Below are 21588 nucleotides of genomic sequence, written 5' to 3'. Positions count from 1 at the left end.
TTCCAGCTCACCCAGGCGAAGCTCGCCGACATGGCGGTCGAACTCCACAAGGGCATCCTGCTCGCGCACCACATCGGGCGGCGGATGGACGCCGGTCCGGCTCCGGCTCAGCTCTGGTTGAAGAAGCCGTCCTCGGTGGACCGCCCGGCGGCCTCCCCGCTCACGATCTTCGTGTCGGACGGGGTCAGCAGGAAGACCCGGTTGGCCACGCGGTCGATCGAACCGCGCAGGCCGAAGATCAGCCCGGCGGCGAAGTCCACCACGCGCTTGGCGTCGGCGGGCTCCATCGACGTGAGGTTGACGATCACGGGAACACCGTCCCGGAACATCTCGCCGATGCCGCGGGCGTCCCGGAAGCTGTCGGGCGTGATCGTCGCGATCCGGCGGCTCTGCGCCTGCGCCGCCTCGGACGCGACCCTGACCCTGGGGTCGGTCACCCACGCCTCGGCCGGAGCCTGGGACTCGGCGCCCTCCGTGTAATCGTCGTCGTAGTAGCGGTCGTCGTCGTTGTCCTCGACGAGCCCCAGCCAGGCACTCGCCTTGCGTACCGATCCCATGGACGCCTCCTTTCGCCGCGGTCCCTCTGCGTTCTGCCCCCATCGTCGTCCATGATGTGGATCGCGCGCCAAGTGGATAGTCGGCGCGCAGGGCATTCGTGACGGTACTGGTGCAGAAGTTGTGGCGGTTCGTCAGGTTTCTTCCTACGTACGACTGCTGACAGAATGAAAATAGGATGTCTCCAGCCGTATGGGTGACGGTGGGGTCGTACGGGTGAAAGAGCCGCTCGCTACGATGCCGGGGACGTCGGCACACACCGTGCGGCGTCGGTGGAAGAGGCTCGGGGGAGCGCCGTGTTCGGAATCGTCAGGCCCTGTGCGCACCGGCTCTCCGCAGGGCTGCGGGCCGAGTGGACGGCCCATCTCTGCGGACTCTGCCTGGCGCTGCGCGGCGACCACGGCCAGTTCGCGCGGATCGCCACCAACTACGACGGCCTGATCGTCTCCGTGTTGACGGAGGCTCAGACAGAGCGGCCCACCGGTCATCGGCGGACCGCGGGCCCCTGTCCGCTGCGCGGGATGCGCACCGCACCCGTCGCACGGGGCGAGGGCGCCCGGCTCGCCGCCGCGGTCTCGCTGGTGCTGGCATCGGCCAAGATGCGGGACCATGTCGCCGACCGTGACGGGCTCCTGGCGCGCAGACCGGTCGCCGCTGCCGCCCGCCGCGTCGCCACCCGCTGGGACCGTGCCGGTGCGCGGACCGGTGCCGAGCTCGGGTTCGACACCGCACTCCTGGTCGACGCCGTCGACCGGCAGACCGGGATCGAGGCGCTCGCGGGGCCCGGCACACCCCTGCTCACCGTCACCGAGCCGACCGAGACCGCCACCGCGGCGGCCTTCGCGCACACCGCCGTACTCGCCGGCCGACCGCAGAACGTCCGGCCGCTCTCCGAGGCCGGACGGCTCTTCGGGCGCCTTGCCCATCTGCTCGACGCCGTGGAGGACCGGGAATCTGATGCCGCGTCGGGTGCCTGGAACCCGCTGACCGCGACCGGTACCTCCACCGGCGAGGCCCGCAGACTCTGCGACGACGCCCTGCACGGCATACGGCTCGCACTGCGGGACGCCCAATTCGCCGACGACCGGCTGGCCCACGTACTGCTCGCCCATGAACTCGGGCGCTCAGTCGACCGGGTATTCGGCGGGAGCTGCGCCCACCGGGAGCCCGGACCCCACGGTTCGCCGCCGGGATCCGACCCCGGCGTCCCGGAGGACGGCGACCCCGGCCGGCACGGGCACCGTGGTCAGGAGAGCCGCCCTCCGCGGGGCTTCCTCGCGGGGTGCGCCGTCGCCACCGGGCTCTGCTGCACCTGCCAGGTCTGCTGCTCATCCGAGTTCGAGGGCCCCTGGTCGAGGCGTAAGCGCGAGGGCTGCTGCAACGACTGCGACTGCGGGGACTGCGGCGACTGCGGTGGTTGTGACTGTGGCGGGTGCGACTGCGGTTGTGACGGCTGTGACTGCTGCTGCCCCTGCGACGGCTGCTGACCGGCTCCCGTGCGCTACTTGATCTCGGGCGGCGAGATGCGCGACTCCTTGATCCCGGACGGTACGGTGCCCCACTTCTTCAGGATGCGCCGGTACGTCCCGTCCTTGATCAGCTGATTCACCGCGGCCCGGAAGGCCGGAGCCAGCGGAGTCCCCTTCTTGAAGGCGAATCCCACATCGAGGCGGTGGAACTCATTGAGGAACCTCAGCCCCGGCTGCTGCCGGACGGCGAAACGCAAGCCGTTGATCGTCGACATCACCACATCGCTGCGGCCCTGCTGGAGCGAGCCCCAGAGCGCGGCGGTGTCCGCGTAGGTCTGGACCTTGTACGGCTTCTTGCCCGAGGCCGCGCACTGTTTCTTCGCCGCTTCGAGCGTCGCCTCGAAGGTGGTGCCCGCGCCGGTCGCCACATTCAGGCCGCACAGCTGGGTCAGCGCGGTGACCTTCCGCAGCTTGCTGTCCTCGCGTACGGCGAAGCCCTGGCCGTCGTTGATGTACGTGACGAAGTCGATCGCCTTGCGGCGCTCGTCGGTCACACCGAAGTTCCCCACGCCCAGATCGAATTTGCCGCTGTCGAGCGCGGGCAGGATCGTCTCGAAACCGGCGGCCTCGCGCTTCAGCTTCAGACCGAGCGTCCTCGCCGCGGCGTCCGCGAAGTCGATGTCCTGGCCGGCCATGGTCTTGCCGTCGGGCAGATAACTGGTGCCGGGCGGGGTCCCGCCGACGGCGGTCGCCAGTGTCAGGGTGCCGCCTTTCCGCAGGCCGGCGGGGAGCAGCGCGACGGCCGCGGGATCGGCGCGTAGGTCCGAGACCACGTCCCGGGTGGGGAGCGCGGCCGACTTCGCCACGGACTTCGAACCGCTGCCCGTGGTGGCAGGGTCGCCCGAACCACAGGCCGTCAGGGCCAGCGCGGCCGCGGTGATCAGAGCGGAGGCAGCGCCTCTTCGGGTCTTGCTCATGATGTCGGAATCTCCAGAACAGCCCGCAGGAGAAGAGCGGGCAGGGGGAAACAGAAAGGGAACAGCGGGGGAGCCGAGGCGAGGGAGAGCGAGGGGAGGGGAGAAAGACGCTGCGCAGGTGAAGGCGTGAGTGATCAGCGCGATGCCGCACCGCGGATGCGCGGCGGGACCGTGTGAAAGGGGCCCGGAAAAGGGCACTGGAGTGAACGCGGACGCGGTACGCGGAAGAGCGCGCAGCGAGAGGGTGCGGGGGTCAGCTCAACAGGAAGAGGACCACACACGACCGAAGTCGATGTGGGAGCGCGTGACCAGCCACTGCTGCGGATGCATGGCCCAAGTGGAACAGGCATCCGTTTCCCCGTCAACTGCCGCAAGACGGAACGCCCACAGTGTGGACACCCTTGACAGAGCATGTAACCAGCCCCGTACCTTCAGCAGTGGACCGTGCTGAGGGGCTCGGCCCGCTGCCGCATCGCGTGAAGGCACCACCGTGTTCGATCTCTGCATCCACGGAGCCTTCTCATGTCCGCGTCGTCAGACACCCTTCCCTCACTCTCCCTGGCACCACCCGCGGACGACGACCCGGTGCCGCGCATCGTGCCCGTCCGCCGTACCGGCCAGTGGGCGGCGGCCGCCGTGGTGCTGGTGCTCCTCGCCGGCGCCCTCACCTCCGTCGTCCGTAACGACGCCTTCCAATGGGGCGTCGTCGGCGACTACTTCGCCACCACCGCCGTACTGCGCGGACTCGGCCTGACCCTCTGGCTCACGGCGGCCGTCATGGTGCTCGGCTTCGCCCTCGGCACCCTGCTCGCCGTCATGCGGCTGTCCGCCAACCCGGTGCTGCGCGCGGTCGGCTGGGGGTACGTCTGGCTCTTCAGGTCGACGCCGATCCTGGTGCAGCTGCTGTTCTGGTTCAACATCGGAGCGCTCTACCCGCAGATACTCGGCGTCAGGACCGTCAACCTGCTCGGACCGGTCACCGTCGCCATCGTCGGACTGACCCTGCACGAGGCGGCCTACGCGGCCGAGGTCGTACGCGGCGGCATCCTCTCCGTCGGACGGGGCCAGATCGAGGCCGCCGAGTCGCTGGGGCTCGGCCGCCTGCGCAGGCTGCGGCGGATCGTGCTGCCGCAGGCCATGCGGTCGATCGTGCCGCCCGCGGGCAACATGCTCATCGGCACCCTCAAGGGCACCTCGATCGTCTCCGTCATCGCCGTACAGGACCTGCTCTACTCCGTACAGCTCGTCTACCACCGCACCTACCAGGTCATCCCGCTGCTCCTTGTCGCCACCCTCTGGTACGCGCTCGTCACCTCCGTGCTCAGTGCCGGGCAGCACTACGTCGAGCGGTACTACGCGCGCGGTGCCCGGTGAGGGCGTCCGTCGCGGTGGTCGGCGCCGGGCCGCGCGGCACCGGTTTCCTGGAGCGGCTCGCCGCCAACGCCCCCTCGCTGTACGGGAACAGGCCGCTCGACATCCACCTGATCGACCCGTACCCGCCGGGCGGCGGGCGCATCTGGCGGCAGGACCAGTCCCCGCTGCTGTGGATGAACTCCATGGCGGGCGACGTCACCATGTTCACCGACGAATCCGCCCAGCCCCTGGAAGGACCCGTGCGGCCGGGTCCCGACTTCGCCGAGTGGTCAGGGGCCGACCCGCAGTCCTTCCCCAGCCGGCAGGCGCAGAGCGGCTATCTGCGCTGGGTGTACGAGGAGGCCGTGGCCGCGCTGCCGCCGGGCTCCACGGTGCGCGAGCACCGGACGCGCGCGGTACGGGTCAGCGGCCCGGCCCACGGCCGCCAGCAGGTGTGGCTGGAGGGGGAGGCCGAACCGGTCGTCGCGGACCTGGTGGTGCTGACCGTCGGCCACCTCGACGCCGACCCCGACGAGGAACAGCGGGAGCTGGCCAGGTTCGCCCGGCGGCACGGACTGGTGCATCTGCCGCCCGCCTTCACCGCCGACTGCGACCTGTCCGTACTCGAAGCCGGTGAACCGGTCGTCGTCCGCGGCTTCGGTCTCGCCTTCGTCGACCTGATGGTGCTCCTCACCGAGGGGCGCGGCGGACGGTTCGACGCGCGGGGGGAGTACCTGCCCTCCGGCAGGGAGCCGGTCCTGTACGTCGGATCGCGGCGCGGAGTGCCGTACCACTCCAAGATCGGCTACACCTGGACCGGTGAACGCCCGCCGCTGCCAAGGTTCTTCGGCCCGGAGCAGGTGGACGGGCTTCTCGCCGGGCCGGGCCCTGTCGACTTCGACCGTGAGGTACGCCCGCTCATCGACCGGGAGCTCGGGTACGCCCACTACCACCGCCTCTTCACCGTGCACCCCGGGCGCACCACCGTCGACTGGCCGGTCTTCGAGGAGAAGTACGCCGCGGCCGCCACCGCGGCCGAGCTGGCCGCGCTGGCCGAGGACGCCGTACCCGACCCCGCCGACCGCTTCGACCCCGTGGCGCTCGACCGGCCGCTCTACGGCGTACGCCATGACTCCTTCGACGCGCTCCAGGAGGGGCTGCGCGGCTATATCGAGGCCGACCTCACCCGCCGCCATGACCCCGCGTACAGCCCGGACCTGGCCGTCTTCCTCGGACTGCTCTCGGTCTACGGGCAGTTGACCCGCCTCGGCGACACCGGAGAGGGCGGCGCCCGCTGGCACGGCTTCTTCAGCTATCTGGCGTCGGGCCCGCCGGGGCCGCGGCTGCGCCGGCTCCTCGCCCTGTCGCGGGCCGGGGTGGTGCGCTTCCTCGGCGCCGGGATCACCGTGACCGCTGACGAGAGCCGCGGGGTGTTCAGCGCGGGCAGTGCGAGCGTGCCGGGCGCGCGCGTCGAGGCCCGCGCCCTGGTCGAGGCGAGGCTGCCCGCGCCCTCGCCGGCGCGCACCCGCAGCGCCCTGCTGAACGCGTTGTACGAGGACGGGGCGCGGTCGAGCACGGCCGGGCTGCTGGTCGTGGACCCGGCGGACGGGCGGGTCGTGGAGCGCGGAACGGGGCCGCATCCACGGCGCTTCGCGCTCGGCCCGCACACCACGGGCCGCTCGGCCGGCGCCTTCGCGAGACCGCGTACGAACGCCCCCGCCTTCCGGCAGAACGACGCCACCGCGCGCGCCGCCCTCACCCTGCTCAAGGAGACCGCACGATGACAGCGAGCCTGACCAAGACCGGCCTGACCAGGACCGGCCTGGCGAACACCTCGGCTCCCGAGCGGGATCCGGCCCCCGGCCCGGCCCCCGCCATGGTCGAGATCCGGTCTGTGCACAAGAGCTTCGGCTCCCTCGAAGTGCTGCGCGGTATCGACCTGACGGTCCGCACCGGTGAGGTCACCGTCGTCCTCGGCCCTTCGGGCTCCGGGAAGTCGACCCTGCTGCGGACCATCAACCACCTGGAGAAGGTGGACCGCGGCTGGATCAGCGTGGACGGTTCACTGATCGGCTACCGCCGCTCCGGCGACCGCCTCTACGAACTGCCCGAGCGCGAGGTGCTCAAGCAGCGCACCCGGATCGGTTTCGTCTTCCAGAACTTCCACCTCTTCCCGCACCTGACCGTCCTGGAGAACATCACCGAGGCCCCCGTGGCCGCCCTCGGGAAGCCCAGGAAGCAGGCCGAGGCGGCAGCGGCGGAGCTGCTGGCCCGGGTCGGGCTCGCCGACAAGGCGGACGTCCACCCGGGCAGGCTCTCCGGCGGACAGCAGCAGCGGGTGGCCATCGCCCGCGCGCTCGCCCTGGAGCCCAGCCTGCTCCTCTTCGACGAGCCCACGTCCGCGCTCGATCCGGAACTCGTCGGTGAAGTCCTCGACGTGATCGCGGACTTGGCCGCGCGCGGTACCACGATGATCGTCGTCACCCATGAGATCGGCTTCGCCCGGGAGGCCGCCGACACGGTGGTCTTCATGGACGGCGGCCGGATCGTGGAGCAGGGGCCGCCCGCCGCCGTACTCGACCACCCGGAGCACGAGCGCACCCGCGCCTTCCTCTCCAAGGTCCTGTGAAAGGACACCTGACCATGACAGTGCCCCGCCCTCTCCACCTCGCCGCCGAGATCGGCGGCCGGCCGTGTTACGACGCCGGGTACTACACCCGGCTCGCGCTGCTCGCCGAGCGCGGCACGCTCGACTTCGTCACCCTCGACGACTCCTTCGCCCGGCCGGGACCCGACGCGCTGGCCGTGCTCGCCCGCGTCGCGCCGCGTACCCGGAGGATCGGTCTCGTACCGGCCGTCACCACCACCCACACCGAGCCCTTCCATGTCTCGTCGGCCGTCGCCACCCTGGACTGGGTCAGCCGGGGCCGGGCCGGCTGGAGCACCACGGTGTCGGCGTCCGCCGCCGAGGCCGCCCTCTTCGGACGGCGGGAGGCCGCGCCCCGCGCGGAGCTCTGGCACGAGGCGGGCGAGGTCGCCGACGTGGCGGCCAGACTGTGGGACAGCTGGGACGACGACGCGGAGATCCGCGATGCCGTCACCGGCCGGTTCATCGACCGCGACCGGCTCCACTACACCGACTTCACCGGCCGTACGTTCTCCGTCCGGGGGCCCGCCATCGTGCCCAGACCGCCGCAGGGCCACCCCGTCACGGTGGTCGACGGAACCGGCGCCGAGGCCCGTGAGGCGGCGGTCCGTCATGCCGATGTCGTACTCGTCCGCGCCGAGGATCCGCTGACCGCCCGTACCTTCAGGGAGGAGATCAGGAACCGGGTGGCCGCCCACGGCCGCAGCCCCGACCAGCTGCGTGTCCTGGTCTCGCTCCCGGTCGAACTGCACACCAGCGCCGACGCGGTGGGCCTGGCCCGGCTGATCGCCGACTGGTACGCGCAGGACGCGGCCGACGGCTTCCAGCTGCTCCCCGCCGATGTGGAGCGCGACCTCCCGCTGATCGTCGACGGGACGGTCCCGGTGCTCCAGCACCACGGCCTGCTGCGCCGCTTCTATCCGGGTGCGACGCTCCGCGAGCATCTGGGTCTCGCCCGCCCCGCGGGCCGGTACGCGCAGGACCGGCGGGTCCCCGCCGGCCCGCAACGGCCGCACGCGCGGGACGCCGTCGCCGGGAGGAAGCCGTGACAGGACCGCGGGAACCGCGGAAGCAGATCCATCTCGCCGCGCACTTCCCGGGCGTCAACAGCACCACCGTCTGGACGGATCCGCGCTCACGGAGCCAGATCGACTTCTCCTCCTTCGAGCATCTCGCCCGGACGGCCGAGCGCGGCCTGTTCGACTTCTTCTTCCTCGCCGAGGGGCTGCGGCTGCGCGAGTACCAGGGGCGTATCCACGAGCTGGACGTGGTCGGCAGACCCGAGTCGGTCACCCTGCTCAACGCCCTGGCGGCGGTCACCGGACAGCTCGGTCTGGCGGCGACCGTGAACGCCACCTTCAACGAGCCGTACGAACTCGCCCGCAGGCTCGCCACCCTCGACCACCTCAGCGGCGGCCGGGCCGCCTGGAACGTGGTCACCTCGTCCGACGCCTTCACCGGGGAGAACTTCCGGCGCGGCGGCTATCTCGACCGGGCCGACCGCTACACCCGCGCCGCCGAGTTCGTCGCCACGGCGCGCGAGCTGTGGGACTCCTGGACCCCCGACGGCAGCCCGCGGCCCTTCGCCCACACGGGCCGGCACTTCGACATCGCGGGCGAGTTCACCGTCCCGCGCTCCCCGCAGGGTCATCCTGTCGTCATCCAGGCCGGGGACTCGGACGAGGGCCGGGAGTTCGCGGCCTCGTCGGCCGACGTGATCTTCACCCGGCACGGCACCCTGGAGGCGGGCCGGGCCTTCTACGCCGACACCAAACGGCGGCTCGCGAAGTACGGACGTGAGCCGTCGGAGCTGAAGATCATGCCGGGCGTCAGCTATGTGCTCGGCGACACCGCGGCCGAAGCCGCGGAGCGGGCCGCGGCCATCCGCGAGCAGCAGGTCTCCCCGCAGAACGCGATCCTCGCCCTGGAACAGATCTGGGGCCGGGACCTCTCCTCGTACGACCCGGACGGGCCGCTGCCCGAGTCCGACCCCGAACCCGGCTCGGACTTCGTCCAGGGGCGCGTCAGGGTGGCCGATCCGCTCTCCGTCGCCGCCAGGTGGCGGGCGCTCTCGCAGGAGAAGGGGCTGTCCATCCGGCAGACGGTCATCGAGACCACCGGGCGCCAGTCCTTCATCGGCACCCCCGATGCGGTGGCCGCCGAACTGCACGCGTTCGTGGCGGCCGACGCGGCCGACGGGTTCGTCCTCGTCCCGCACCTCACCCCGGGCGGGCTCGACGACTTCGTGGACCGGGTCGTGCCGCTGCTCCAGGAGCGCGGGGTGTTCCGTACCGCGTACACAGGCACGACGCTCCGCTCCCACCTCGGCCTCGCCGAGCCGGTATGGAAGGGTTGATCACATGACAGAAGGAACGGACAGGACGGGTGGCACCGGTCCCGCGGACCCGGTGGACGCAGCGGCCGACTCCACGGAGGCGGAGATCACGGAGGCAGCGGCCACGGACACGGCGGCCGCCGGACCGGACAGCTGGCGGGCGTGGCACGAGGAGCGCACGGCGGCGGTCTCCGCGCCCTACGGCCCGCTGGCCCTCACCGGCACCCACTGGCTGGACGACGCGCCGGACGGGCGGATCCCGGGCGTCGGGGGCCACTGGGCGGCGTCCGGCGACCAACTGGTGCTGACGGCCACCGCCGACGACGGGCTCTCGCTCGACGGGCAGCCGTTCACCGGCCGGGCCGCGCTCACCGCCGACCACGCCCCGGCCGCGCGGGCCCGCCTCGCCCAGGGCGGCCGGCGGCTGGCCGTGGTGCGCAGGGAGGGCCTCTGGGCGGTCCGCGTCTGGGACCCGGACTCGGCGAACCGGCGGGCCTTCGCGGGGATCGAGGCCACCCCGTACGACCCGGCGTGGGTGCTCCCCGGCCACTACCGGCCGTACGGCGCGAGCCGCACCGTCCAGGTCGCCAACGCCGACGGCCGCGACCGCGGTCTCGGCCTCTCGGGCGAACTCGTCTTCCGCCTGGCGGGCGAGGAGCACACCCTCCAGGTGGCCGAGGAGGAGGACGGCTCGCTGTGGGCGGTCTTCGCCGACGCCACCAGCGGTACGAGCAGTTACCGGTTCCGCTTCCTGCGGCCGTCCGCACCGGCCGCCGACTCCACGGTCAGCGTGGACCTCAACCGCACACTGCTGCCGCCCTGCGCCTTCGCCGAGCACTTCATCTGCCCCTTCCCGCCGCCGGGCAACACCCTTGCGGTCGCGGTCGCGGCGGGGGAGCGCAGGGCGCTCACGCACTGACCCGGGCCGACGCGATGGCCGCCCGGCCGGAAGGCGCTCTTGCGCCGGACGGCCGGGTCGCGTTCTATTCCAGGCAGCGCGTTTGTCAGGGACACGGCGGAACTGGCGCCGTCGTGCCTCTTGGCCGCGCCTCATGGGTCCCCCCACCGAAGGACCCGCGGATTCTCTTCCGGAGGAACTGATATGAGGATCAAGCGCACCACCCCCCACAGCGGCCCCGCGAGACGCGGCCGGCTGATCGCCGTGGCGTCCGGCCTGCTGGTCGCGGCTGCCCTCACCGTCCCCAGCGCCCACGCCGACCAGGCCAAGGCCTACAGCCCCCAGCAGCTCACAGCCGCGAGCAACGCGGTGCAGAGCGCGGATGTGGCGGGCACCGCCTGGTACACCGACAAGGCGACCGGCACCGTGGTCGTCACCGCGGACAGCTCGGTCTCATCGGCGGAGATCAGCCGGATCGAACAGCGGGCCGGGGCCAACTCCGGTGCGGTGCGCGTCGAGCGCACCTCCGGCACCTTCAACAAGCTCCTCAAGGGCGGCGACGCCATCTACACCTCGCAGTGGCGCTGCTCCGTCGGCTTCAACGTGCGCAGTGGCTCGACCTATTACTTCCTCACCGCGGGGCACTGCACCGAGGGTTCCCCCGCCTGGTACACCAACTCCTCCGGCACCACGAGCATCGGCCCGACAGCGGGCACCAGCTTCCCGGGCAACGACTACGGCATCGTCAAGTACACCAACTCCGCGGTGCCGCACGACGGCACCGTCGGCAGCCAGGACATCACCAGCGCCGGCAACCCGACCGTGGGACAGACCGTGACCAGGACCGGCTCCACCAGCGGTACCCACAGCGGCAAGGTCACCGCGCTCAACGCCACCGTCAACTACGGCGGCGGTGACGTCGTATCGGGACTCATCCAGACCACGGTCTGCGCCGAGCCCGGTGACAGCGGGGGCCCGCTCTACTCGGGCTCCAAGGCCCTGGGTCTCACCTCCGGCGGCAGCGGCGACTGCACATCGGGCGGTACGACCTTCTTCCAGCCCGTCACCGAGGCGCTGAGCGCCTACGGGGTCAGCGTCTACTGACCCACGCCGACACCAGGGGTGCGAGAGCCCCCGTCCGGGATTCCGGGCGGGGGCTCTTGCGCGCTTTTGAGAGGATGTCGGGGGGAGCGGGGAGCTCACAGGAGGCGGGGGCGTATGAAGCGCATCGGAGTCACCGGGCACCGCAGTATTCCGCCCGACGCCATCGCCCATGTACGGGAGGGGCTGCGCACCCTGCTCGGCGCCCATCAGGGGCCCCTGGAGGTCCTGTCGAGCCTGGCCGCGGGGGCCGACCAGCTCTTCGCGGGCATCGCACTCGAATGCGGCGCCGAACTGACCGCGGTCATTCCCAGCGGCGACTACGAACTGGGCTTCCGCGACGCGGGCGAACTGGCCGGCTACCGCCGCCTCAGGGGCCGGGCGGCCCAGGAGGTCCGGATGGACTTCCGGCACTCCACGGACGAGGCCTACTACGCCGCGGGCGCCTATATCGCCGACCACTGCGACCGGCTGGTGGCCGTCTGGGACGGCCTGCCCGCCCGCGGCCTCGGCGGTACGGGAGACATCGTCGACTACGCCCTGAAGGCGGGCAAGCCGGTGACGGTCATCTGGCGCGAGGGCGTGAAACGCGACTGAGAACGGCCGCTGCCGAAGGCGGGCCGGGGGCGGGACATCGTACGTGACGTACGGTCAACTTCCGTGCCGGGCAAGCCAGTCGGTGTACTGCGGTGAGACGACCCGCTCGGTCTCGTAGACCGCGGCCGACCACTGCTTCTCGGTGAGGGGGCTCTCCATCTCCAGATGCAGGGCCTTGAGCTTCTCTTCCACCAGGGCGTGCGCTGATATCAGCGGCTGGTGGCGGCGGAACTCGCTCCAGGCCACCCCCGAGGCGGCGGCGGCCGACACCACGGCGGCGACCTCGGTGTTCTCGGTGACGGAGAGGGCGCGCAACACCCCGAAGACCAGGGCGATCAGCGTCAGCAGGGCGAAGGCGCTGGACCACAGCAAGGCGGCCCCCCGGGAGACCTCCTGCTTGCGCCGGTACCAGGTGCGCTGCTCGATCAGCCGGTCCCGTACATAGGTCTCCTTGCGGACCCCGAACGACCTGCCCCGCAGGGAACGCATCCGAGGGGTTATCAGCTCGGCCCCCGGGGTCTCCTGGTCCCAGCCCACCGCCCGCAGCTCCTCCAGCTGTTCCCCGACCCGGCTGATGAACAGCGCGTCCGCGTCGGCCGATCCGGCGTCGAACGGTGCCCCGTGCACCGCGTAACGCCAGCACATGGACTTGATGAAGTCGGCTGCGGAGCGGTTGAGTTGCCACTCCGCCTTGGCCTTGCGGCGGGAGGTGCTGAAGGTCAGCAGCAGCACCCCGGCATACGCCAGGGCGCTCAGGACACCGATGGCCTGGAAGCCGCCCCCGAGCTCGGCCCGCCAGGGGATGGACGCCGTGGCGGCGCCGACCACCAGGAGCACCAGCTGGGCCCGGGTGGAACCCACGGCCTCGCCCTGCCGGGCGATGGCAAGGGCGTCGGCCCGGTGGAACAGCTCGGGCAGATCGGCATTGCGGAAGACCAGGCTGCGTTCTGGGTTCCGCCCAGGGCCGGGAAACGCCGTCACATGAACCCCCGTCTGCGACTTCAGTCTTCACTCTTTAGGTGGAATGGCATGTTCCGCAATTCTGGAGCACACTCTGTGCGACGTTCTTGTTGCGTCCGGTCGCGCTCAGTTGCCATCAGTCTGGTTGAGAGTAAAGTCGACCCGCCGACACTGCAACGGTGCAAGTATCGGCATTCCTGCCCATGTCCAGAAAACATCCCTCAAGGCGGCTCACCATGTCCGTAACCTCAGCCTCTTCCGCCGCTGTCAAGAAGCCGCGCGTTCCCCTGGCCGAGATCGATGTGCGCGGTACCGAGGCTGTCAAGCAGCTCGGCCGGGTCCTCTCCGTCTCGACCGGCCGTTCCATGCGGGCATCGACCTTCAATTCCGCGCTCTAGACTGGCGGAATGACAGGACCCCTGGTCCCATTCCGCGAGATCGTCCTCAAGGTCCACAGCAGATGCGATCTTGCCTGTGACCACTGCTATGTCTACGAACATGCCGACCAGAGCTGGCGCTCCCGGCCCAAGGCCATCTCCGACGAGGCGATCCACTGGACAGCTCTGCGACTGGCGGAGCATGCCAGAACCCATGACCTGCCCTCCGTGTCAGTGATCCTGCACGGAGGGGAGCCACTGCTGGCGGGCCCCGCACGACTGCGCCGCGTCTGCGAGGAGCTCACCGGGGCCCTGGAGGGGACCGCCGGGCTCGACCTCCGGATCCACACCAACGGCCTCCAGCTCAGCCCCCGCTACCTCGACCTGTTCGACGAGTTCCACGTCCGGGTCGGTATCTCCCTCGACGGCGACCGCGCCTCCAACGACCGGCACCGCCGCTTCGCCGACGGCCGCACCAGCCACCCGCTGGTGCTCAGGGCCGTCGAACTGCTCCGCCAGGACCGGTACGCCCCTCTCGACCTCGGTCTGCTCTGCACCATCGACGTGCTGAACGACCCGGTCGCCGTATACGACGCGCTGACCGATCTCGACCCGCCGCGTATCGACTTCCTGCTGCCGCACGCGACCTGGGACGACCCACCGCACCGGCCCGCCGGATCGCCGACCGCCTACGCCGACTGGATCCTGACGGTCTTCGACCGCTGGGACGCGCAGGGGCGGCGGATCCCTGTACGGCTCTTCGAGTCGGTCATCTCCACCCTCAACGGCGGTCCGAGCCTCACCGAGTCCCTCGGCCTGGCCCCCACCGACCTGGTGGTCGTGGAGACCGACGGCACACTGGAACAGGTCGACTCGCTCAAGAGCGCGTACGAGGGCGCCGCGTTCACCGGATTCGACGTCTTCAGCCACACCTTCGACGAGGTCGCCGCCCACCCCGGGGTCCGCGCCCGCCAGCTCGGCCTCGCCGGTGTCGGGCAGAAGTGCCGTCAGTGCCCCGTCGTACGGTCCTGCGGCGGCGGCCTCTACACCCACCGCTACCGCGCGGGCTCCTTCGACCAGGAGAGCGTCTACTGCGCCGACCTGGAGGCGCTGGTCCGTGGCATCGAGTCCCGCACGGCGGCGGCCACCACATCGCCCGCGCTCACCGACCTGCGGGAGCTGGACGCCGGACAGCAGGAGCTGACCCGCACTCTGCTCGCCGCGCTGCACACGGAGCTCGCGGGCCGCGGCGGCGAGGAGTGGGCACGGGCCTGGGAACTGGCCGGTGCGGTCGAGCAGCGGTCCGACGGTCTCGACACGGTGCTTGCCCACCCCTACGCCCGCAGCTGGCTGCTCAGTTGCCTGGACGAGCTGCGGCAGGGCCGGACCGGCGACCCGGGCAGGCTCGCCGCCCAGGTCGCGGCCGGTGCCCTGCGCGGCGGGCTCGACCTGCCCGTCACCGTCCCGTACGCCGGCGGCCTGCTGCAGCTGCCGACATACGGGGCGTTACGTCTGACCGGAGCCCCTGCGAGCGGCCACGCCGAGGTCCGCCGCGTCGAGAAGGGCTTCCTGGTCAGGAGCGCCGCCGCCGAACTGCGTGTGCCGCGCCCTGACGAGGCCACCGCCGACTGGCAGCCGCTGCGCCGGACCGACTGCGACGGGGCCCCCGACCTCGCCCTCGACGACCTCGATCCGTACCGCGACTGCTTCGGTACGCCGGTGGGGGAGCGCCTCACCCTGGCCGGCGCCGCCGACTGGAGCCGCCGGTTCGCGCACGCCTGGTCCGCGCTGCGGGCGGCCGTCCCCGGGTACGCGCGGGAGGCCGCGGCCCGGCTCACCACGGTGACGCCGCTGACCGCGGGCGAGCCAGCCGTGGGCCGGCACGGCCTGGGGGCCATCGGTGTCCCGCTGCCCGGTCTCACCCCCGAAGGGCTGCTGCGCGCGGTGCGCAGAGCCGGGCTGCGCGCGCTCCTGGACGTCACCGATCTCTTCGCCCAGGACGGCACCTGGCTGCACCGGATGCCCTGGCGGCAGGAGCCGGTACCGGTCTCGGAGGTGCTGGCCGGCGCCTACGAGGGCGTGGCGCTCGCCGCGTACGCGGGGGCGGCCGGGAAGGGGCACGGGAGAGAGAACCGTGCGCGCACCCTGGCGCACACCCGGCAGGCGCTGGAAGCTCTGGAGGGTGCGGCCGAACTGACCGTCAGTGGCAAGAGCCTGGCCGCCGCCCTGTGGGACGAGTGGGAGGAGGCCGCCCGTGGCTGACGGAGCCGGGACGGCCGCCGGGCTGCGCGCGCTCGGTGTGACGGAGGGGACGACCCTGCTGGTGCACGCCGCGCTCGGCGGTACCGGGCTGGACGCGCGGGCGCTGCGCGACGCGCTCCTTGAGGTACTGGGGGATGACGGGACGCTGGTGGTCCCCGCCTTCACCCCGGAGAACTCCACGACATCGGCGGCCCATCTGCGGCAGACCGCCGGGCTCACCGAGGAGGCCAGGGCCCGCTTTCTCGACGCGATGCCCGCCTTCGATCCCGCCCGCACGCCGTGCCCCGGGATGGGCCGGCTGGCTGAATGCGTAAGGCTCTCCCCGGGGGCCGTACGCAGCGGCCATCCGCAGACCTCGTTCGCCGCGCTGGGCGCGCGCGCCGAAGAGCTGGTAAAGGACCATCCCGCCGACTGCCACCTCGGTGAGGATTCGCCGCTCGGCAGGCTCGCAGCCGCCGGTGCGCAGGAGCTGATGATCAATGTGGGATTCGGGGTGTGCACCTCTTTCCACCTCGCTGAATACCGAATTCCGGATATCCCGACGCAGCTGTACCGCTGTGTGGTCAGTACGGGCGGGCGGCGTCAGTGGTTCGAATACCGGGACATCGCACTCGACGACAGTGATTTCGAACTGATCGGCGCCGATTTCCCCCGCGGGAGCCTCCGGGAAGGGAAGCTGGGCAGAGCGGCCGCCATGGTGTTCCCGATCAGGGAAGCTGTGGGGCACGCGCAGCAGTGGATGACCGAAAAGCGGCGTTGATTGACCGAACGTCGACGGGGTGGAGACTCTTCCCTCCGGAATGATGTCTTCATGGACGACGGGGGGCCGAGTGGCAGCATCGGAACAGCCGAGAGCGGCGAACCACAGGCCGTATTTCTTTCTCAGCTATGCGCACACTCCGAAACACGGGGCCGTCGGACCCGACCCCGACATGTGGGTCGAGCGGCTCTTCCGTGATCTCTGCGCCCATGTGATGGCCATGACCAATCTCCCCGCCGGGGCGCCCGCGGGCTTCATCGACCGGGAACTGCGCTCGGGCGAGGGCTGGTCGGAGCGGCTCGGTGAAGTCCTCGCCACCTGCCGGGTCTTCGTGCCGCTCTTCTCACCCCGCTACTTCGGCAGCGAGATGTGCGGCAAGGAGTGGTACGCCTTCGCCCAGCGCGCCATCCAGGAGCAGGTCCGCAACAACCGCACCGCCGACGCGATAGTCCCCGCCCTCTGGGTTCCCGTGCCACCGCACCAACTGCCGGGCCCGGCAGCCCGGTTGCAGTTCAACCACCGCGCCTTCGGCGAGCGCTATGTGACCGACGGGCTCTACGGACTCGTCAAGCTGCGGATATTCGCCGAGGAGTACGAACGGGCCGTCTACGAACTGGCCAAACGCATTGTGAGCGTCGCCGACGCGTCGGACATCGGCCCCTGCCGTCCCGTCGACTATCGCGCCATACCCAGCGCCTTCGGACCGCCCAGTGCGGGGCCGCGCCCGATGAAACTCACCGTCGCCGCGCCCACCCGCCACGATCTGCCCGACGGCCGGCATTCCGAGTACTACGGGGACACCCCGCTGGACTGGAATCCCTACCATCCCGTCTCAGCGCAGCCGCTCTCCCGGCTCGCCGAGGACCTGGTGCGCTCACTCAACTACCAGGCCACCGTCACCTCGTTCGACGAGGAGGTCCTCCACCTGGACGGCAAACAGCCGCCGTCCCGCCCCGAGGTCCTGCTCGTCGACCGATGGGCCCTGCACGACGACGAACGGCGCCAGCGGCTCTCCGCCTTCGACTCCGAGCACCGCCCCTGGGTGAGCGTGGTCGTTCCCTGGAACCGCGACGACCACCAGAGCAGAGCATCCGAGACCGAGCTGACCGGCCGTCTTGAGGACACCATGCCGTCCAAGATGCGCGAGGGGCGCGCCGCGTCCAGGGCCGCCGCCAAGGGCGTCCCGAGCATGGAGGCCTTCGGCCAGATCCTGCCCCAGGTGGTCGAGGCCGCCGCCCAGCAGTATCTGAAGCACGCCGCGGTCTATCCGCCGGGCGGCGGCGGACACCACGAAAGGCCCCGGCTCATCGGTCCGATGGCGACCGAGCAGGCCACCACCCGCTACATACCGGCCACACAGGATCTCACGCTCGACGCGGAGGACACGGATGACGGCAGGGCGTGACGGACGCATCGTCACCTTCTATTCGTACAAGGGAGGCACCGGCCGGACCATGGCGCTGGCCAACACCGCCTGGATCCTGGCCGCCAACGGCAAACGCGTCCTCGCGGTCGACTGGGACCTGGAGGCGCCGGGCCTCTACCGGTTCTTCCACCCCTTCCTCGACCCGTCCACACTCGGCGCCACCACCGGGATCATCGACCTGATCACCGAGTACGCCTGGGCGGCCACCAGCCCCGTCCCGCGCCCCGACGACTGGCACCGGGACTACGCCCGTATCCAGCAGCACGCGGTCTCGCTGACACCCGAGATCCTGGGCTGGGAGTTCCCCGACGGCGGCACCCTCGACTTCGTGTCGGCCGGCCGGCAGAACCGCGAGTACTCGGCCACCGTCTCCACCTTCGACTGGGACAACTTCTACGACCGGCTCGGCGGCGGCCACTTCTTCGACGCGCTGCGCGACGACATGAAGGCCAACTACGACTACGTCCTCATCGACAGCAGGACCGGTCTCAGCGACATCGCCGACATCTGCACCGTCCATCTGCCCGACATGCTCGTCGACTGCTTCACCCTCAGCGACCAGTCCATCGACGGCGCGGCGGCGGTGGCCCGCCAGATCGACAGGCACGACGGAGGCCGCGGCATCCAGATCCTGCCCGTCCCGATGCGGATCGACGAGGGCGAGAAGGAGAAGGCCGACGCCGGACGGGCCCTGGCCAGGCTCCGCTTCGACGGACTGCCGCGCGGGCTCAGCGCCGAGGAGCTCACCGCCTACTGGGGAGCGGTCGAGATCCCGTACCGCCCCTACTACGCCTACGAGGAGACGCTGGCCACCTTCGGCGACGAGGCCGGACTCACCAACTCGCTGCTCTCCGCCTTCGAGCGGCTCGCCGCCGTCGTCACCGACCGGCGCATCACCTCGATGCCGCAGATCCCCGAAGAGGTCAGGCTGCGCATCAGGGACGCCTTCACCCGCCGGCGCCCGGCGCTCCCCGCCGATCTGCTGCTCAGCTATGTGGCGGAGAACCGGATGTGGGCCGACTGGATCGAGTCGGTGCTGACCCGCGCCGGATTCCGGGTGGTGCCCCGCGACGTCTCCGCCGGGCCGGCGCCCTCCGACGCGGAGTCCCCGGCGGCCGACGGCGTCTCCCGTACCGTCGTCGTCCTCTCCAGCGCCTACCTCAAGTCGGCCCGCGCGGTGGAGGTCTGGCGGCGTTCGGCGGCCGAGGACCCCTCCGGGACCCGCAGACACCTGCTGCCGCTGCGGGTCGGTGACGTACGGCTGACCACGCCGTACATCGACCGGAACCCGGTCGACCTGTTCCGGCTGGACGAGGTGCACGCCACCGCCGCGCTGCTGCGGTCGGTCGACCGGCCGGGCCAGCCCGTCGACGGGGTCTCGCCGGGGCCGCGCTTCCCCGGCACCGTCCCGAAGATCTGGAACGCGCCCGCCCGCAACTCGGGCTTCACCGGCCGCTCCCTGGTCCTGGAGCGGATGCGCGACCAGCTCGGCGGCGGGATGGCCGTGGTCCTGCCGCAGCCCCAGACGCTGTACGGACTCGGCGGCGTCGGCAAGACCCAGGTGGCCCTGGAGTACGTGCACCGCTTCATGGCCGACTACGACCTGGTCTGGTGGATCTCCGCCGAACAGGCCGACGACGTCATCGCGGGCCTCGCCGAACTCGCCGTCCGGCTCGGCACCCAGGGCGCCGACGACATGGCGTCCGCATCCCAGGAGGCCATCGACCTGCTGCGCCGAGGGGTGCCGACCCCGCGCTGGCTGCTGGTCTTCGACAACGCGGACGACCCCGAGCAGGTGAAGCGCTTCTTCCCGCCGGGCGGCCCCGGCCATGTACTGGTGACCTCACGGAACCAGACCTGGTCGCAGTACGGGGACGCGCTGCCCGTCGACGTCTTCATGCGGGAGGAGTCCGTCGAGCACATCCAGCGCCGGGCGCCGGGGCTCTCCGCCGACGACGCGGCCCGGGTCGCCGAGGCGGTGGGCGATCTGCCGCTCGCCGTCGAACAGGCGGCGGCCTGGATCGCCGAGACCGCCACCCCCGTCGACACCTATCTGGAACAGCTGGCCCAGGAGGCGGAGAGCGTACTCGGGCTCAACCAGCCGGCCGGCTACCCGGAGCCGGTGGCCGCCACCTGGAACGTGTCCATCGCCCGGCTCAGGGAGCGCTCGCCCGCCGCCGTCCGGCTGCTCCAGCTCTGCGCCTTCTTCGCACCGGAGCCGATCTCGGCCAAGCTGCTCTACAGCCGCGAGATGATCGACGCGCTCAAGCCGTACGACGCGACGCTCCAGGAGAAGCTGGTGCTCGGCCGGGTCATCCGGGAGATCGGGCGGTTCGCGCTCGCCAAGGTGGACCCGGTGGGCGGCTCCATCCAGGTGCACCGGCTGGTGCAGGCGGTGATCAAGGCCCAGCTCACCCACGCGGAGCGGGACGACGCACGGCACGCTGTCCATATGATCCTGGCGGGCGCCAGGCCCGACGGCGACGAGCCTATAGACAACCCCGGCACCTGGCCCGACTTCGCCCCCATCTGGCCGCACCTCGGGCCGTCGGAGGCCAGGCTCTGCAAGGAGCCGGAGACCCGCAGGCTGATGATCGACCGGGTGCGCTACCTCTGGAAGCGCGGTGACTTCGTCACGGCCGCCGCGCTCGCGGGCGAGCTGCGCGAGGTCTGGCGCGAACGCCTCGGCAACAACGACCTCCAGTACCTCTACCTCCGCTTCCACCTCTCCAATATCCTCCGCTCGCGCGGCCGTTACGTGGAGGCGATGGAGCTGGACGAGGAGACCCTGCGCCGCCAGCGCGCCCAGCTCCCGGAGCTGGGCCCCTCCCATCCGCACACCTATATGACCACCAGCGCCCTCGCCATGGACCTCGGCGCCGTCGGTGAGTACAGCAGGGCCATGACACTGGCGACCGAGGCGTACGAGGGGTTCAAGGAGATCTTCGACGAGTCACATCCGAGGACCCTGGCCGCCGCCAACAACCTGGCGCTCAACCTGCGGATCGCCGGCCAGTACGCCCGTGCGCGCGAGATGGACCAGGATGTCTACGACCGGCGCACCGAAGTGCTCGGCCCGGAGCATCCGTACACCCTCTCGTCCGCGCAGAACCTCGCCCGCGACCTGCGTGAGGTGGGCCGGTACGAGGACTCCGTCGCGCTGCTCTCGCGGACGTACCAGATCTTCAAGGAGCAGCTGGGCCGGGCCTTCCCCGGCACGCTCGCGGCGGCCAAGAGCCTGGCCGTCTCGCTGCGCAGGGCGGGCCGCCTGGAGGACGCCAGACGGCTGACGGCGGCCACCCGGGACCGGTACCGCATCAAGTACACGGTGGCCAACCCGGACTGGCTGGCCTGCGATCTGAACTTCGCGGCCGACCTGTTCGCCGCCGGGGACGCGGCGGGGGCGCGCGACACCGCGCAGGCGGTGGTGGACCAGTACATGAAGATGCCGGGGGAGCGGCATCCGTACACCCTGACCGCCATGAACAACCTGGGGATCTACCAGGGCGCCTGCGGGGCGCTGGACACCGCAGAGTCGGTGCTGGCCAGCACCATCAGGGCGATGAGCGACGTACTGAACCCCCGCCATCCGCACGTGCTGTTCGCCACCGTCAACCTGGCCAATGTCACAGCGGAGCTGGGCGATCTCCCCAAGGCCCTGGAGATCGAACGAAGGGTGGTCGCTGCCCTGCGCGAGGTCGTCGGCGCCCACCATCCGGAGACGCTGGCCTGTGCGTCCAACATGTCGGTGACGCTGGACGCGCTCGGCCGCAAGGAGGAGGCGCAGCTGCTGAGGGCGGAGACCGTGGGGGCGCGGGGGCGCGGCCACGCCCGCCCGCGCTGACAACGACGGGGTGGGCGGCGGGGGCGG

The 21588-nt window shown here is 71.2% G+C and carries 16 protein-coding genes and 1 pseudogene; 14 read left to right on the top strand and 3 right to left on the bottom strand.

What is annotated here, in order from left to right:
- Window positions 1–107: 107 nt before the first annotated feature.
- On the bottom strand, window positions 108–557 hold the full coding sequence (locus ACFXBC_RS31400) for a cell division protein SepF (protein ID WP_385032154.1): 450 nt from the start codon (window positions 555–557) through the stop codon (window positions 108–110).
- A gap of 294 nt (window positions 558–851) precedes the next feature.
- On the opposite strand from ACFXBC_RS31400, the gene ACFXBC_RS31395 reads away from it, so the two are divergent.
- A complete protein-coding gene (locus ACFXBC_RS31395) occupies window positions 852–2042 on the top strand; it encodes a DUF5685 family protein (protein WP_385032152.1) in 1191 nt (396 codons plus the stop codon).
- 14 nt (window positions 2043–2056) lie between these two features.
- Here the strand turns inward: ACFXBC_RS31395 and ACFXBC_RS31390 are convergent, their stop codons facing one another.
- The gene (locus ACFXBC_RS31390) at window positions 2057–3001 is read right to left on the bottom strand and encodes an ABC transporter substrate-binding protein (protein ID WP_385032149.1); all 945 of its coding nucleotides are present in this window, start codon (window positions 2999–3001) and stop codon (window positions 2057–2059) included.
- A 522-nt stretch (window positions 3002–3523) separates the two neighbouring features.
- On the opposite strand from ACFXBC_RS31390, the gene ACFXBC_RS31385 reads away from it, so the two are divergent.
- The 8 genes from ACFXBC_RS31385 to ACFXBC_RS31350 all read left to right on the top strand — a co-directional run bounded on the left by ACFXBC_RS31385 (window position 3524) and on the right by ACFXBC_RS31350 (window position 11932).
- Complete coding sequence (locus ACFXBC_RS31385; RefSeq protein WP_385032146.1) at window positions 3524–4375, top strand: amino acid ABC transporter permease; 852 nt, start codon at window positions 3524–3526, stop codon at window positions 4373–4375.
- A complete protein-coding gene (locus ACFXBC_RS31380) occupies window positions 4372–6138 on the top strand; it encodes an FAD/NAD(P)-binding protein (protein ID WP_385032143.1) in 1767 nt (588 codons plus the stop codon). The genes ACFXBC_RS31385 and ACFXBC_RS31380 overlap by 4 nt, the downstream gene beginning before the upstream one ends.
- Window positions 6139–6230: 92 nt before the next feature.
- Window positions 6231–6983, top strand: coding sequence for an amino acid ABC transporter ATP-binding protein (locus ACFXBC_RS31375; protein WP_385032161.1), 753 nt, complete (start codon window positions 6231–6233; stop codon window positions 6981–6983).
- A gap of 14 nt (window positions 6984–6997) precedes the next feature.
- Window positions 6998–8050 (top strand): LLM class flavin-dependent oxidoreductase, encoded by a 1053-nt coding sequence (locus ACFXBC_RS31370; protein ID WP_385032141.1) that lies wholly within the window; start codon window positions 6998–7000, stop codon window positions 8048–8050.
- Window positions 8047–9357 carry an NtaA/DmoA family FMN-dependent monooxygenase gene (locus tag ACFXBC_RS31365; RefSeq protein ID WP_385032138.1) on the top strand — a complete coding sequence of 437 codons (1311 nt, stop codon included), beginning with the start codon at window positions 8047–8049 and terminating at the stop codon, window positions 9355–9357. The genes ACFXBC_RS31370 and ACFXBC_RS31365 overlap by 4 nt, the downstream gene beginning before the upstream one ends.
- A gap of 4 nt (window positions 9358–9361) precedes the next feature.
- Window positions 9362–10255, top strand: coding sequence for a DUF1684 domain-containing protein (locus ACFXBC_RS31360; protein ID WP_385032135.1), 894 nt, complete (start codon window positions 9362–9364; stop codon window positions 10253–10255).
- Window positions 10256–10438: 183 nt separating this feature from the next.
- Window positions 10439–11338, top strand: coding sequence for a S1 family peptidase (locus tag ACFXBC_RS31355; RefSeq protein WP_385032132.1), 900 nt, complete (start codon window positions 10439–10441; stop codon window positions 11336–11338).
- Between the two features lie 114 nt (window positions 11339–11452).
- Window positions 11453–11932, top strand: coding sequence for a hypothetical protein (locus ACFXBC_RS31350; RefSeq protein ID WP_385032128.1), 480 nt, complete (start codon window positions 11453–11455; stop codon window positions 11930–11932).
- Window positions 11933–11986: 54 nt separating this feature from the next.
- On the opposite strand, the gene ACFXBC_RS31345 is transcribed toward ACFXBC_RS31350, so the two are convergent.
- Window positions 11987–12871, bottom strand: coding sequence for a DUF4231 domain-containing protein (locus ACFXBC_RS31345; RefSeq protein WP_385032157.1), 885 nt, complete (start codon window positions 12869–12871; stop codon window positions 11987–11989).
- Between the two features lie 257 nt (window positions 12872–13128).
- Here ACFXBC_RS31345 and fxsA point away from each other — a divergent pair, with 257 nt between their 5' ends.
- The 5 genes and pseudogenes from fxsA to fxsT all read left to right on the top strand — a co-directional run.
- Window positions 13129–13290: an FxSxx-COOH cyclophane-containing RiPP peptide gene (gene fxsA / locus ACFXBC_RS31340; RefSeq protein ID WP_385032125.1), complete on the top strand. Its 162-nt coding sequence runs from the start codon at window positions 13129–13131 to the stop codon at window positions 13288–13290.
- Window positions 13291–13299: 9 nt separating this feature from the next.
- Entirely contained in the window at window positions 13300–15531 is a 2232-nt protein-coding gene (fxsBH, locus tag ACFXBC_RS31335) for a radical SAM/SPASM protein FxsBH, inactivated beta-hydroxylase extension form (RefSeq protein ID WP_385032122.1), read from the top strand.
- Window positions 15524–16291 (top strand): aminoglycoside N(3)-acetyltransferase, encoded by a 768-nt coding sequence (locus ACFXBC_RS31330; RefSeq protein ID WP_385032119.1) that lies wholly within the window; start codon window positions 15524–15526, stop codon window positions 16289–16291. Before fxsBH ends, ACFXBC_RS31330 begins: the two co-directional genes overlap by 8 nt.
- A 40-nt stretch (window positions 16292–16331) precedes the next feature.
- Window positions 16332–17696 carry an FxsC protein gene (gene fsxC / locus ACFXBC_RS31325; protein WP_385032116.1) on the top strand — a complete coding sequence of 455 codons (1365 nt, stop codon included), beginning with the start codon at window positions 16332–16334 and terminating at the stop codon, window positions 17694–17696.
- Window positions 17680–21522: pseudogene (fxsT, locus tag ACFXBC_RS31320) on the top strand (FxSxx-COOH system tetratricopeptide repeat protein); the annotation flags it as partial. The gene fsxC and the pseudogene fxsT, both read left to right, overlap by 17 nt.
- Between the last annotated feature and the right edge of the window lie 66 nt (window positions 21523–21588).

It is taken from the genome of Streptomyces sp. NPDC059398 (assembly GCF_042751845.1).
Lineage (GTDB): Bacteria > Actinomycetota > Actinomycetes > Streptomycetales > Streptomycetaceae > Streptomyces.
The sequence above is the reverse complement of the archived record's forward strand: the minus strand, read 5'-3'. Positions and strand labels throughout refer to the sequence as shown.